This is a genomic window from Alcanivorax sp. (genome assembly GCF_040118815.1).
In the GTDB taxonomy this organism is placed as follows: domain Bacteria; phylum Pseudomonadota; class Gammaproteobacteria; order Pseudomonadales; family Alcanivoracaceae; genus Alcanivorax.
The window spans coordinates 189240-202595 of record NZ_JBEDTC010000019.1 but is presented as its reverse complement, the minus strand read 5'-3'; the positions used below and the strand labels follow the sequence as shown (position 1 = coordinate 202595).

Annotated in this window: 12 protein-coding genes; 7 read left to right on the top strand and 5 right to left on the bottom strand. The window is 57.3% G+C overall.

The annotated features are described in order from the left end of the window. The first annotated feature begins 117 nt into the window (after positions 1 to 117). Together ABNH18_RS14800 and ABNH18_RS14795 are read left to right on the top strand one after the other, a co-directional pair. Positions 118 to 498, top strand: a complete 381-nt coding sequence (locus ABNH18_RS14800; RefSeq protein WP_349383576.1) for a hypothetical protein — start codon at positions 118 to 120, stop codon at positions 496 to 498. A gap of 236 nt (positions 499 to 734) precedes the next feature. Next, positions 735 to 2234 (top strand): flavin-containing monooxygenase, encoded by a 1500-nt coding sequence (locus ABNH18_RS14795; RefSeq protein ID WP_349383575.1) that lies wholly within the window; start codon positions 735 to 737, stop codon positions 2232 to 2234. A 195-nt stretch (positions 2235 to 2429) separates the two neighbouring features. On the opposite strand, the gene ABNH18_RS14790 is transcribed toward ABNH18_RS14795, so the two are convergent. The 3 genes from ABNH18_RS14790 to ABNH18_RS14780 all read right to left on the bottom strand — a co-directional run bounded on the left by ABNH18_RS14790 (position 2430) and on the right by ABNH18_RS14780 (position 4749). Next, positions 2430 to 3395, bottom strand: a complete 966-nt coding sequence (locus ABNH18_RS14790) for an NAD(P)H-dependent flavin oxidoreductase (RefSeq protein WP_349383574.1) — start codon at positions 3393 to 3395, stop codon at positions 2430 to 2432. 126 nt (positions 3396 to 3521) lie between these two features. Further along, positions 3522 to 4010, bottom strand: coding sequence for a DUF4282 domain-containing protein (locus tag ABNH18_RS14785; protein ID WP_349383573.1), 489 nt, complete (start codon positions 4008 to 4010; stop codon positions 3522 to 3524). Positions 4011 to 4134: 124 nt separating this feature from the next. After that, positions 4135 to 4749: a TetR/AcrR family transcriptional regulator gene (locus ABNH18_RS14780; RefSeq protein WP_349383572.1), complete on the bottom strand. Its 615-nt coding sequence runs from the start codon at positions 4747 to 4749 to the stop codon at positions 4135 to 4137. Positions 4750 to 4934: 185 nt separating this feature from the next. Here ABNH18_RS14780 and ABNH18_RS14775 point away from each other — a divergent pair, with 185 nt between their 5' ends. The 3 genes from ABNH18_RS14775 to ABNH18_RS14765 all read left to right on the top strand — a co-directional run bounded on the left by ABNH18_RS14775 (position 4935) and on the right by ABNH18_RS14765 (position 9589). Beyond that, entirely contained in the window at positions 4935 to 5861 is a 927-nt protein-coding gene (locus tag ABNH18_RS14775) for a ferritin-like domain-containing protein (protein ID WP_349383571.1), read from the top strand. 73 nt (positions 5862 to 5934) lie between these two features. Beyond that, entirely contained in the window at positions 5935 to 7503 is a 1569-nt protein-coding gene (locus tag ABNH18_RS14770; RefSeq protein ID WP_349383570.1) for a flavin-containing monooxygenase, read from the top strand. 181 nt (positions 7504 to 7684) lie between these two features. Next, positions 7685 to 9589: a choice-of-anchor I family protein gene (locus tag ABNH18_RS14765; RefSeq protein ID WP_349383569.1), complete on the top strand. Its 1905-nt coding sequence runs from the start codon at positions 7685 to 7687 to the stop codon at positions 9587 to 9589. A 146-nt stretch (positions 9590 to 9735) separates the two neighbouring features. Here the strand turns inward: ABNH18_RS14765 and ABNH18_RS14760 are convergent, their stop codons facing one another. After that, positions 9736 to 10044: a DUF1244 domain-containing protein gene (locus ABNH18_RS14760; RefSeq protein ID WP_349383568.1), complete on the bottom strand. Its 309-nt coding sequence runs from the start codon at positions 10042 to 10044 to the stop codon at positions 9736 to 9738. A 197-nt stretch (positions 10045 to 10241) separates the two neighbouring features. Beyond that, a complete protein-coding gene (locus ABNH18_RS14755) occupies positions 10242 to 11825 on the bottom strand; it encodes an ABC-F family ATPase (RefSeq protein WP_349383567.1) in 1584 nt (527 codons plus the stop codon). Positions 11826 to 12025: 200 nt separating this feature from the next. Here ABNH18_RS14755 and ABNH18_RS14750 point away from each other — a divergent pair, with 200 nt between their 5' ends. Continuing rightward, a complete protein-coding gene (locus tag ABNH18_RS14750) occupies positions 12026 to 12799 on the top strand; it encodes a hypothetical protein (protein WP_349383566.1) in 774 nt (257 codons plus the stop codon). Between the two features lie 114 nt (positions 12800 to 12913). Continuing rightward, positions 12914 to 13318 carry an acyl-CoA thioesterase gene (locus ABNH18_RS14745; RefSeq protein WP_349383565.1) on the top strand — a complete coding sequence of 135 codons (405 nt, stop codon included), beginning with the start codon at positions 12914 to 12916 and terminating at the stop codon, positions 13316 to 13318. Positions 13319 to 13356 lie beyond the last annotated feature (38 nt).

Here is a 13356-nt window from a genome sequence, read left to right as displayed (position 1 = left end):
GGCAGTATGCACATCCGCTTATGTAACCAGTGTGTTAAAGGTCACAAAAAAATAATGGCACTTTGACATTGGTTCTGACGTGCCAGATTTCTATGAAAATCAATGAGTAACGGCGATATGCATATAAATGAACCGGAGAACATGGTGAGGCAACAAGGTCGTAACGGCGTGACCTGTTGGTTGGGGGGAGTGTTGCTGCTGAGCCTGGTGGCAACGGTGCGCGCCGATGATTTCAACTATTCTGCCGAGCAGTTCGCCTTGATCGCCGGTTACGAGTCCTGTGTGCGTCAGCTGGCCTCGAATCTGGGCAGTGATCAACGTGATGCGCTCACCGACAAGTTATTGCGCAGTAAAGGCATCAGTTACCAGCCGCGCCGGGTAGAGAATGACCGGCGGCTGTGGGCCTACCCGGAGTATGCCACTCAGCGTCGGACCCAGAGTTACATGATTCAGGCTTTCAAGCAGGATTGTCTGGAACAGAACGCCGGGCGTTACTGACGGCCTGCGTTGCCTGCCCCCGGTCTGCGATCGACGTCAATGTTTCTGCAGGTTGCGCCCTTTCTGCGTCTGTAGCGGCACTTTTTCCGGGCTCCACAGCCAATTAACGGCCCATTTTGGCCTTTTCTCATACCCTGCAGTACGGCTATTCTGTCATCCATTGAATCGTGCCATTGAGTAATGTCAAAGTTGGCACTGCGAGGATCAGGCAGCCTGAGAGGCTGGAGGTAAAGAATATGTCCAATAAACACGTTGATGTACTGATTATTGGTGCCGGCCTTTCCGGTATTGGTGCCGCTTGTCATTTAACCCGCAAGGCGCCGAATCGCACCTACGCGATTCTCGAGCGCCGTGAGCGTATTGGCGGGACCTGGGATCTGTTCAAGTATCCTGGCATTCGTTCTGACTCCGACATGTTTACCCTGGGATACAGCTTCCGCCCCTGGACCGAGCCCAAGGTGCTGGCGGACGGCAACTCGATTCGTCAGTACGTGGAAGACACCGCGGAAGAATACGGCGTCAAAAAACATATCCGTTTTGGCCGTAAGGTGGTTAAGGCGAACTGGTCCAGTGCTGACAATCATTGGGCGGTGGAAACTACCAATGAGAAAACCGGCGAACAGGAAACCTTTACCGCCAACTTCCTGTTCTCCTGCAGCGGCTACTACAACTATGACGAAGGCTATAAGCCGGACTTCCCCGGTGAGAAGGACTTCAAGGGCCAGGTGATCCATCCGCAACATTGGCCGGAAAACCTGGACTACAAAGGCAAGAAAGTGGTGGTGATCGGCTCCGGCGCCACCGCCGTAACGCTGGTGCCGGCCATGGCCAAAGAGGGCGCCCAAGTCACTATGCTGCAGCGTTCACCGACCTATATTGCCACGGTGCCGGAAGTGGATCCGATTTCTGTCGGTATGCGCCGTTTCATGCCGGAAATGATGGTTTATCGGTTGGCCCGTGCGCGCAATATCGGCCTTCAGCGGCTGGTATACAAGCTGTCAAAACAACGGCCCAAGCTAGTGCGTCGCGCTTTGTTGGCAGCGGCCAAACGCCAGCTGGGTGATGATGTGGACATGACCCATTTCCGCCCCAGTTATAACCCCTGGGACGAGCGCCTGTGCGCGGTACCTAACGGTGATTTGTTCAAGACCTTGCGTCGCGGCGAAGCCGATATTGTCACTGACCATATTGAGCGTTTCACCGACACCGGCATTCTGCTCAAGTCGGGCAAGGAGCTGGAGGCGGACATCATTATCACCGCCACGGGGCTGAATGTTCAGATGCTGGGTGGCGTGGAAGGAACCATCGATGGCAAGCCGGTGGAGCCACGTGAGTCGTTGGTCTATAAAGGTATGATGTTGCGCGATGTGCCCAACATGGCGCTGGTGTTTGGTTATACCAATTCATCCTGGACCCTGAAAGCGGACCTGGTATGTGAATATGTGTGCCGTTTGCTAAACCATATGGAAAAGACCGGCGCTCAGACGGTGATTCCCCGCGACAAGGATAACTGTATCACCGACGAAAACTTCCTTGGCTTGCAGTCCGGGTACATTCAGCGCGCGAATGATCGTTTGCCTCGCCAGGGGTCCAAACAGCCTTGGATGGTCGTGCAGAACTACATTGTGGATATGCCCAAGCTACGCTACGGCGCGATCGATGACGGCATTCTGGAGTTCGATAACTACCAGCAAGGCAAGAAGAAAGGGTTGGTGGCGTCTCTGCTGGGAGCCTGATGCCTGAGTTGAAAGTTGAAAGGGAATAACGCGATTACGTGAGTACTGCCCGGTCCGGGTGATGCCTCGCGCCCGCCACAAAAAAAGGCCGCATCCAGTAGAGGGTGCGGCCTTTTTTATTCATCAGTCTACTTGCGCGGGCAGAGCCAGAGACGGTTAGTCACCCGGCGCTGCCCGCGCTTTTCAACTTTTAACTCACTTCCAGGGCAGCGCGTCCATGCGCTGGCGTGCGGCTGAGTATTCTTTCTTCAGGCGCGCGATCAGATCGGCTGCCGGGCCGACTTTCTTCACCGCACCGATGCCTTGGCCGCTGCCCCAGATGTCTTTCCAGGCTTTGGAGCTGCCATCACCGAAATCCATTTTCGACGGGTCGCTTTCAGGCAAGTCTTCCGGGTCCAGCCCGGCGGCTTCGATGGAGCTGCGCAGGTAGTTACCGTGCACCCCGGTGAACAGGTTGGAATAAATAATGTCGTTGGCGCTGCTGTCTACGATGGATTGCTTGTAGCGCTCGTCGGCATTGGCTTCATCGGTGGCGATAAAGGCGGAGCCGATGTAGCCCAGATCCGCGCCCATGGCCTGGGCGGCGAGGATGGAATCGCCGGTGGCAATAGAGCCGGACAGCAACAAGGGGCCGTCGAACCACTCACGAATTTCCTGCACCAGAGCCAGTGGCGATAACGTGCCAGCATGACCACCTGCGCCGGAGGCCACGGCGATCAGGCCATCGGCGCCTTTCTCGATGGCTTTCTTGGCAAAGAAGTTGTTGATGATGTCGTGGAACACCAGGCCGCCATAACTGTGAATGGCTTCGTTCACGTCCACCCGTGCGCCCAGGGAGGTGATCACGATGGGCACCTTGTACTTCACGCACATTTCCAAATCGTGTTCCAGGCGGTTGTTGGATTTGTGCACGATCTGGTTCACCGCGAACGGGGCGGCGGGGCTGTCCGGGTTGGCTTGATTGTGGGCATCCAGCTCTTCGGTGATGCGCTTGAGCCACACATCCAGCTCTTCAGCCGGGCGGGCATTCAGGGCCGGGAACGATCCGACAATGCCGGCTTTGCACTGGGCAATCACCAGGTCCGGGTTGGAAACAATGAACATGGGGGACGCCACAACGGGTAGCTGCAGGCTGTTCTGCAGGAAGGCGGGTAGAGCCATGGGTACTCCTCATTTTTACGGTGAGCGCGACCGGGAAAAGGCGGGGCGCTTTCAGGCTGACAATAGTGAGGGATGCTCCGGGGGATGTCAGCACCGGGAAACGACAATATTGGCGCGGATCCGGACTTATTTTTCCGGGTGCCCCCGGAACGCATTGAGCAACCGGCCAGGCAGGCCGGCGGAGCGAAGGAAGGGCCGGACATGCATCAGCGTTTCGTGGATGTCATTCACATGGCCAGTTAATCCATCCACATGGTCGGTGATGCCGTCCACTCGCACGGACAGGTCTGCGACCTGACCGGGCAGGGCGTCCATGCGCTCGATGATACGCATGATCCGGTGGGCCATGATCAGGTATTCCAGCGCGGCCCGAATGACCGCCACGATCACTAAAAGCGCCAGTGGTGCAATCACCGCCGCGATGATGCCGGCCAGGGTGGAGAACCAGAAGCACAGGCCGACGACGCTCACCACGACCACTAGTGCCCCGACAATCAGCAGCAGGTAGAACAGCGGCATCAGCTGCATGGTCAGGTAGCGGTTAAAGCGCCAGTCCGCCAAGTTGGGGATGCGCGATTCGCCGGGTGTTGGCGTACCTGGGTTGGGCGTTTGCATGTTGGCTCCTGTTGTTATTTTGGCGGCCAGCGTCGTGTTTTAGTGTCTCTTACCGTCGCTATGGCTGTGTATGCATGAAGCGTGGTGCCCCGGTTGGACGTCGGTAGCGCGTACTTGAAACGGGTTAGGCTTCAGTGAGGCCGAGCTTGTGTTCCGCGTAACTGGCCAGAATGTCGCCAAACACGGTGACCAGCTCATCGAACCCTTGTGTCGGCTCTTTCTCGGAAAGGTGACGAACCACGGTAAAAACCCCGCCGTTGATATAGAAGTAGGCCAGTGCGGGGATATTGGGCAGGCGCAGCATGTCCGGGTGGTGCATCAGATACTGGGTGAACAGGTCCATCAGTGCCCGGTTGATGGGCTGCTGGTAGATCACCATGTCCAGGCTGAAGGCGTGGCGGGCGCAGTGCAGATACAGCTGATCGTTTTCCTCCAGGAAATCCCGAAAGGTGAAGAGGAGCTTGGCTACCGCATCGCGGATGTTTAGCTGCACCAGTGTTGGGATCAGTGGTTTGATCATCGCCACAGTATCGTCCACAAACCGTGCGCCAGCGGCCTCAAAGACGGCGTCTTTATCTTCGAAATATTCATACATTGAGCCCACGCCGATGCCGGCGATGTCGGCAATTTGCCGGGCTGTGGTGGCAGCAGGCCCCTGCCGGGCAATGGCGATCAGGGCGGCCTCGACAATGGCGTCGACGGTGGCTTTTGAGCGTTGTTGCTTGGGTTTACGAGCCATGATGATTTCCGAATTGAATCCGAACAAGCATTCGATTTATTGTTACACCGGGCAATGTAACAGTAAAGCCTTGCGTGGCGATACAGGGTGCAGGCAGGGCATAAGCTTCAAGAAGGTGAGGCCCCGTCACCAGGCCTCCCTTTTCACCGGCAGACAATAATGTACCGCGATAACAGGAGAGCATCATGGCGTCTATCGATCTGGACAAAATGCTGGCAAAAATCAAATCCACCCAGTGGGCCCTGTCAGATATCGACTGGGATGCACCTGGCGCGGAACTGATTACTGAAGAACAGTGGCCAAAGCTGAAAGATTTCATGGCCGACCTGATGTGGATTGAGCATGTAGGCGCGCGGGCGTTTGCGGCCATGGCCAAGAAAGCCCCCACCGAAACATTGCGTCAAATCTATACCTACTTCCATGCGGAAGAGCAGCGCCACGCCAATGCCGAAATGGCGTTGATGAAGCGTTGGGGCATGCTGGAAGGCGATGAAATTCCCGAGCCTAACATCAACCTGCGGTTGGTGATTGAGTGGCTGGATCGCTACAGCGATGAAATGCCGGTGTATGTGTTAGGCACGGTGGTGCCGATGCTGGAAATCGCCCTGGACGGCGCGCTGTGTACCTTCCTGCTGGAGACGGTGAAGGATCCGGTCTGCCATCAGGCCTTTGAAAAGATCAATGACGATGAATCGCGCCATCTGGGTGTGGGTTTCAGCGTCATGGAGATGCAAGGCCGGGGAAAAACCTTTATCGGCGCTACCAAAATGTTGGCACCGCTGCTGGACCCGCGGCTGATGCTGGGCATCGCCTCCTACGTGCCGCTACTCAACAAGATGCGTGACAACATTATTACCATGGGGCTGTCGGAAGAACGCTTGTATGCGGCCATGGCCAAGTTCGAAAAAATTGGTGGGCGCACGGAAGATGGTCGCCGCAATCCCTGGTACCAGGTGATTCGCCAGCACGCCAAGCTTGTGGTTAACCGCAAAAACCGTGCTTATCACGTGCCAGTGGATGGCATGGTCAAACTGACTGGCCTGATTCCGCGCCGGGCGCTCCCCGCAGTGCCTTCCTGGGTCAAAGAGCTGACCTACGAACCTACCGCCTGATATTGCCGATAACGGCCCGCCATGTGGCTTGTGCCCATGGCGAGGCTACCCTGCTTGTTGAAGAGATTCTGTTATGACTACGTCTTCTGCTACTCCGGAAAAGGCCTCCCCGAAAAAGGCCCCGCGCAAGGCGGCGACCCGTAAGCGCGCTGCCACGGCGAAACGTCCTGCCGCAAAGAAAAAACCCGCGGTAAAACCGGCATCCGTGTTGATTGTGGGGGCGGGGTTTGCCGGCCTGGGGATGGCCATTCGTCTCAAGCAGGCGGGCATTGAGGATTTCGTAATTCTGGAGCGCGCCAATGCGGTGGGCGGCACCTGGCGTGATAATCAGTATCCGGGGGCGGCCTGCGATATTCCTTCCAACCTGTATTCGTACTCTTTTGCGCCCAATCCGAACTGGTCGCGAAGCTTCTCGGGCAGCGAAGAAATCCTCGGTTATATCCATCACTTGGTGGCTGAGTTCCAACTGGAATCCCATATTCGTTTCGAGAAGAACGTGGAAGACCTGACGTTTGATGAAAAGAAAGGCATGTGGACCGCCACCACCGACAAGGGTGAACAGTTTGCTGGCCGCGCCGCTGTCATGGCTCAGGGGCCGTTGTCCAATTGCAGCTTCCCGGCGATTACCGGTATCGATGATTTCAAGGGCCACAAGATACACAGTGCCCGCTGGGACCACGATTATGATTTCACCGGCAAGAAAGTGGCCGTTATTGGCACCGGTGCCAGCGGTATCCAGATTATTCCGGAACTGGTTAAAAAAGCTGGCCATGTCAAAGTGTTTCAACGTACGCCTGGCTGGGTGATGCCGCGCCCGGATTTTGCGACGCCTGCATGGAACAAGGTCTTGTTCGAGAAACTGCCAGCCAGCCAGCAGGCCATGCGTAATCTGCTTTACTGGACCCACGAGAGTATGGCGCTGGCCGTCATCTGGAACTCGCCGTTGACTCGCATTGCCGAGCGCGTTGCGCGGTTACATTTACGTCGCCAAGTGAAAGACCGCTGGTTGCGTCGACAGCTGACGCCCAACTTCACCATCGGTTGTAAGCGTGTGCTGGTGTCCAACGATTACTACCCGGCGTTGCAGAAAGATAACGCGAAACTGATCACCTGGCCGATCGCGCGCCTCAGTGAAAAAGGTATTCGCACGGTGGAGGGGATTGAACATCAGGCCGATTGCATCGTTTTTGCTACCGGTTTTGACGTCAGTCATTCCGGTACACCCTTCCCGGTGAACGGTCGCAAGGGTCGGGTGCTGGGAAATGAATGGCAGGGCGGTGCGCAGGCTTACAAGAGCATCAATGTGTCCGGCTTTCCGAACCTGTACCTGACTTTTGGTCCGAACTCCGGACCCGGGCATAACTCTGCGTTGGTGTATATGGAGTCCCAGTTGGATTACGCCGTGAAAGGTGTGCAGAAAATTCTTCAGGGCGACCTCAAAATACTGGACGTGAAAGAAGGCGTGCAGCGCAGGCACAACAAGGCCCTGCAGAAACGCCTGGCTAAAACCAACTGGAACTCAGGTTGCAAGAGTTGGTATCTCACCGAAGACGGTTTCAACGCCACTATGTACCCGGGGTTCGCCACCCAGTACGCGGCACAGATGGCCGACTTCGAGGAGAGCGATTACGAAACCGCCTGATGTGAATCAGCCTGGTTTCATCCGGTGAACGCGGCCCTGCCTGGCAGGTGCCGCGTTTTTTTATGCCAGCTAAAAAGCACAGACACAATTTCGTCACCTGTCTGTCTCCTCGTTTTCATGAGCGGCCTGTAAAACCCTGAAAGCAATTCGTTTGGGGAAAATAATCAATAGGGGTAGTTCAATGAAGTCTTTGTACCTGGGGGCCAGCGTGGTGCTGGCAGCGGCACTGACCGCTTGTGGTGGCGACAGCAATGAATCTGACACTGCAGTCGATGACGCTGTACGCACACCGGACAGTGTCGCGCTGTCCTATGTCAGCCGTTACTCCACTGGCAGTTTTGATACCTCTGCTGCAGAAATTCCTGCCTACGATGCCGGTAGCCAGCGCCTGTTCGTGGTGAATGCCGAGCAGGGCGAGCTGGATGTGCTGGATCTGAGCGATCCGGAGAACCCGGTCAAAATTGATGCAATTAGCGCTGCAGGCATTGCCCCCGGTGCAGAAGTGAACAGCGTAGCCGCCAGCCATGGTCTGGTGGCCGTGGCCATTGAAGCCGATCCGAAAACGGACAACGGTTTTGTTGCCCTGTATAAGGCCAGTGACCTGACCTTGTTGGGTAGCCAGGAAGTGGGCGCCCAGCCGGACATGGTGGCGTTTACCCCGGACGGTACCCGCGTGCTCACCGCCAATGAGGGCGAGCCCAGCGACGATTACCAGACGGACCCGGACGGTTCCATCAGCATTGTGGATTTCAGTGACCCGGCCAACCCGGTGGTCAGCACCGCGGATTTCACTGCCTATAACGGTGAAGAAGAGACCCTGCGTAGCCAGGGTGTTCGCATTTATGGCCCGGACGCCTCGGCGTCTCAGGATCTGGAGCCGGAATACATTGCGGTATCCGCGGATGGCAATACAGCGTGGGTTACGCTGCAAGAGAACAATGCGCTGGCAATCATTGATATCGCCACCGCGTCAGTGACTGACATTGTTACCCTCGGTGAGACGGATCGCAGCATCGCTGGCAACGGCATCGATGCCAGCGATGACGATGAAGTTATCAATATCAAGACCTTTGCGGGTGTGGTGGGGCTTTACCTGCCGGATGCCATTCATGCTTATACCGTGAATGGTTCTACCTATCTGGTGACTGCCAATGAAGGCGATGCCCGCGCCTGGGGTGAAGATAACGATGCCTACTGGGGCGAAGAAGCGGACGACGATGCGGTGCCGCCAGTAGCGTGTATGCCGGATGCCAGCGAGGGGTTTGTCGAAGAATTCCGTGTTAAACATCTGGTGCATAACAGTGGGTTTGCGCGCCGCTGTGGCGATGATTTGCCCCCTCAGCTGAGCGCGTTGGCCGATGGTGCTTTGCTGGACCCGGCGGTATTTGATTACTGTGGTGCTGAAGCGGGAGACTCCGGTGATTGCCGAGACGATGACGTCCTGGGCCGGCTGAATATCACCTGGACGCTGGGGTACAAAACCAACGCCGATGGTTCACCGACGATGTATAACGACGCCGGCCAAGAGGATGCCGCCGCCGGTGATCGCATTATGTATGACACGCTATATAGCTATGGCGGTCGTTCCTTCTCTATCCGTGATGAAGATGGTGAGCTGGTGTTCGACAGTGCGGATGCCATTGAGCAGTTCCTGGCCAGTGACGACTGCAAGCTGGCTACCGACCGCTCCATCGACTGTGCCGACTACTTCAACACCGGTCACGATGAAGGCGATGCCATGGACAGCCGCAGTGATGCCAAAGGCCCGGAGCCGGAAGGACTGACCATCGGCCAGATCGGCGACAAGCATTTCCTGTTCCTGGGCCTGGAGCGCATGGGGGGCGTGCTGGTATATGACATTACCGACCCGGCGGCCCCGGTGTATCAGGATTATCTGAACAGCCGTGAAACCTGGGATGTGGACCCGGATGCGGGGAATCTGGAGGGGTATGGGGATCTGGGCCCGGAAGGGCTGGTCTTTATCCCGGCTGCGGATTCCGCCAACGGCAAGGCACTGTTAGTGGTGGGCCATGAAGTGAGCGGCACCACGGCAATCTATGAAGTGCAGAGTGTTTTTAACGAGTAAAAAAACAATAAAACGCAGAAAATCTTGTGTTTTCAGGCGGCCAGATGGCCGCCTTTTTTGTGGCCCGCCATGGGAGTGGATAATGCCCCAGTGTCCGGTGCCGGGATCCGTTTAGGCGGCCAGCGTCGGGCTTTGTGCGTTAAACGCTAGCCCTTGCGGGCCTGTCTGGCTTCAAACGCCGCCAGCTGTGCTTCGCTGGCGGGTTGTTGGTAGAGCGCTTTCCATTCAGCAAATGGCATGCCGTACACGTATTCCCGCGCGGCGTCATAATCCAGGTCCACGCCTTGCTCGGTGGCCGCTTCCATCAACCATTTGGCCAGGCAGTTACGGCAGAAATCCGCCAGGATCATTAGGTCGATATTCTGCACGTCCTTGTTGGCGTCTAGGTGGGCCAGCAAATGCCGAAAAGCGGCCGCTTCCATTTCGGTGCGAACGCTTTGGTCTAAGTCGGTCATTGGGTTCTCCGGGTTCTGGACTGGCGAGGCGTTGAGGTCACTGTAGGCGCTTGCTTGCCAGCGAACCTCGGTGATTGGCCTGCACCCTGTTCGGCTGCAAGCGGCTTCCTACAGGTGCGGTTGCCTCACAAAACGGCGGAGATGCCTTGCCGGCATTTCCGCCCTACGATTTTCTTTTCGGCTTCAGGCGTCAGGCGTTAAACCTCGATGCTTTTCAGGTAATCATCGTAGTTGCCGCTGAAGTCGCGCACGCCATCCGGGGTGATTTCCAGAATGCGGGTGGCCAGCGAGCTGACGAATTCCCGGTCGTGGCTGACAAAGAACAGCGTACCTGGATAATTCTCCAGCGCCAGGTTCAGCGCTTCAATGGATTCCATGTCCAGGTGGTTGGTGGGCTCATCCAGCAGCAGCACATTGGGCTGGGTCAGGGTCAGTTTGCCGAACAGCATGCGGCCCTGTTCGCCCCCGGAAATCACCTTCACAGATTTCAGCACTTCGTCATTGGAAAACAACATGCGGCCGAGCGCCGCACGGACGGCCTGCTCTCCATCGCTGGTCCACTGAGCCATCCAGTCGAACAGGATCATGTCTTGTGCAAAGTCGTGGCTGTGATCCTGGGCGAAGTAGCCGAGTTCGGCGGCCTCGGCCCATTTTACCGTGCCGTTATCTGCGGTGAGATCACCGGCCAGGCAGCGCAGCAGGGTGGTTTTGCCGATGCCGTTGGGGCCGATGATGGCCACCCGCTCGCCGGCTTCCACTTGCAGGTTCAGGTCCTTGAACAGGGTCAGGTCGTCGTAATGTTTGCCCAGCTCTTTTAACGTCACCGCCTGGCGGTGCAGTTTTTTGGTTTGCTCGAAGCGGATATAGGGGCTGATCCGGCTGGAGGGCTTCACTTCTTCCAGCTGGATCTTGTCGATCTGTTTGGCCCGGCTGGTGGCCTGCTTGGCTTTGGACGCGTTGGCCGAGAAGCGGCTGACGAAGCTTTGCAGGTCCGCGATTTCCTTTTTCTTCTTGGCGTTGTCCGCATACAGGCGGTCACGGGCGGCGGTGGCTGCGGTCATGTACTCGTCATAGTTGCCCGGGAACAGGCGCAACTCACCGTAGTCCAAATCCGCGATGTGAGTACACACGCTGTTCAGGAAGTGGCGGTCGTGGGAAATGATGATCATGGTGCTGGAGCGGGCCACCAGAATATCTTCCAGCCAACGGATAGTGTGAATATCCAAGTGGTTAGTAGGCTCATCCAGCAGCAGCACGTCCGGGTCGGAGAACAGCGCCTGGGCCAGCAAGACTCGCAGCTTCCAACCGGGAGCCACGGCGGTCATCGGGCCGCCGTGCTGTTCTTCGGGAATGCCCAGCCCTAGCAGTAAGTCGCCGGCGCGAGCCTCGGCAGTGTAGCCATCCATTTCCGCGAACTGCATTTCCAGATCCGCCACGCGCATGCCATCTTCTTCGCTCATTTCCGGCAGGCTATAGATGCGGTCACGCTCGGCTTTCACCTTGGCCAGCTCGGCATGCCCCATGATCACGGTGTCCAATACCGTGTATTCCTCAAAGGCAAACTGATCCTGGCTCAGCTTGCCAAGGCGGTCGTTGGGATCAAGCATCACTTGGCCATTGCTGGGTTGCAGCTCGCCACCGAGGATTTTCATGAAGGTGGACTTGCCGCACCCGTTGGCGCCGATCAGGCCGTAACGGTTGCCGTTGCCGAATTTGGCGGAGACGTTTTCAAAGAGCGGCTTGGCGCCGAACTGCATGGTGAGGTTCGCGGTAGAAATCAAAAGACTGTCCTGTAACGAGAGGGCGGCCGGGGCGCGCCATCGCCGACTGCGCAGTGCTATCGGCAGGCGGCGGGAAGAAAGAGGCGGCATTGTACCGGCTTGCCGGGCAAATGGCAGTCCCGCCCGGCGGTCCGCTCGGGGTTGAAAAATGGGGCAAAAAGGCGCGTATTAGAGATCAATGGCAGGATAGCGAGGGGATCATGACAATAAAAACGACCCTGACAGGGGTAGCGGTGGGGCTGTTGGCCCTGATGGGTGCGGGCTGCAGTAATAATGCCAATCATGAGTATCTGGAGCAGCAGGTCCAGCGGACCCTGCAGGACAATAACCTGGGGGTTTGGCAGGTTGAGTCACTGGAGATGCAGGCACCGCAAAAGCGCGCGGACAAAGGCAGTCCGGCAACGACGTATCAGCTCAAGGTGGCGCTGGCGCTCCAGGAGGACCTGCAGCTGGTCCGCTATGCCGACGCGGATGCCCGTGAATTGGTGGTAACGCCGGGGCCTCGGGCCGGTGAGCAGGTAACCTTGCCTGCGGTGGCCCGGGTAGAGGGGGCGTTGGGGGAGGCCACCACCCGAACCCATATCAGTCTGCCAATCACGGATTTGCCTCCGGGGTTGCCGGCGTCGCTATTGCGTGACCGGTTTGCGGACTGGCAGCAGATCACCGTGGGGAGCGAGTCGTATCAGGCCATGCTGGAGCGATTGCGCCGCCAGTTGCTGGACGAACAGCGCGCCCTTACCGAGACTTCCGACCGGTTGCGCCGTGGGCGCATGCAGCTGGCCGACAAGGATGAAGAGCTAAAGGCGCTGGAAGACAGTGCCGGCCAGTCCAGCGGCATGGGGGAGCCCATGGAGCGGGTCAGTGAGGATATGCAGGACCTGATGGCACGGGTGGAGCAGTTGCAGGTGGAGCAATATACCCGCGAAGAAACCGTCGAAAAGCTGCGCGCGGATCTGGACCATCTGCAGAATTGAGCGGGTTCGTGGCTGTGCAATAGGGGCACAAAGAGGGCGGCGAGTCCGTAGTATTCGACTTGTGCGGCACCATGAGTATCATGACAGCCCCGCTTTAACGACCGGACCTCTGCCATGTTTGAGCTAACCGTAACGCCCCGTTTTTATGAAACCGATGCCTTTGGCCATGTGAACAATACTGTGGTGACAGGTTGGTTTGAAACTGCCCGCACGCCGCTGTTTGAGGTGTTTTATAAGGAAGGCGCGGACGCAGCGTCTCTACCTCTCATCCTGGCCCGCATCGAAGTGGATTTCGTCGGCCAGATTTATTACGGCAGCGATGTGGTGTTGCGCACCGGCGTTGAACGTATCGGCAACAGTTCTTTTGTGGTGGTTCACCAGGCTTGGCAGAACGGCAAACTGGTGGCGCGGGGCAAAGCGGTGCAGGTGCATTTCGAGCAAGACAAACAGGCCTCGTCACCGGTCCCGGCGCATTTGCGCACGGAACTGGAGAAGCATATCGGTGAGTTGCCGGAATAATAATCGCTGCTATAGGCAGGGCATCATGGCGCCTTGAC

What these genes read in the sequence shown, in the direction of transcription:
- ABNH18_RS14800 (WP_349383576.1), top strand. Translation starts at nt 118, where the DNA reads ATGCATATAAATGAACCGGAGAACATGGTGAGGCAACAAGGTCGTAAC.
- ABNH18_RS14795 (WP_349383575.1), top strand. Translation starts at nt 735, where the DNA reads ATGTCCAATAAACACGTTGATGTACTGATTATTGGTGCCGGCCTTTCC.
- ABNH18_RS14790 (WP_349383574.1), bottom strand. Translation starts at nt 3,395, where the DNA reads ATGGCTCTACCCGCCTTCCTGCAGAACAGCCTGCAGCTACCCGTTGTG.
- ABNH18_RS14785 (WP_349383573.1), bottom strand. Translation starts at nt 4,010, where the DNA reads ATGCAAACGCCCAACCCAGGTACGCCAACACCCGGCGAATCGCGCATC.
- ABNH18_RS14780 (WP_349383572.1), bottom strand. Translation starts at nt 4,749, where the DNA reads ATGGCTCGTAAACCCAAGCAACAACGCTCAAAAGCCACCGTCGACGCC.
- ABNH18_RS14775 (WP_349383571.1), top strand. Translation starts at nt 4,935, where the DNA reads ATGGCGTCTATCGATCTGGACAAAATGCTGGCAAAAATCAAATCCACC.
- ABNH18_RS14770 (WP_349383570.1), top strand. Translation starts at nt 5,935, where the DNA reads ATGACTACGTCTTCTGCTACTCCGGAAAAGGCCTCCCCGAAAAAGGCC.
- ABNH18_RS14765 (WP_349383569.1), top strand. Translation starts at nt 7,685, where the DNA reads ATGAAGTCTTTGTACCTGGGGGCCAGCGTGGTGCTGGCAGCGGCACTG.
- ABNH18_RS14760 (WP_349383568.1), bottom strand. Translation starts at nt 10,044, where the DNA reads ATGACCGACTTAGACCAAAGCGTTCGCACCGAAATGGAAGCGGCCGCT.
- ABNH18_RS14750 (WP_349383566.1), top strand. Translation starts at nt 12,026, where the DNA reads ATGACAATAAAAACGACCCTGACAGGGGTAGCGGTGGGGCTGTTGGCC.
- ABNH18_RS14745 (WP_349383565.1), top strand. Translation starts at nt 12,914, where the DNA reads ATGTTTGAGCTAACCGTAACGCCCCGTTTTTATGAAACCGATGCCTTT.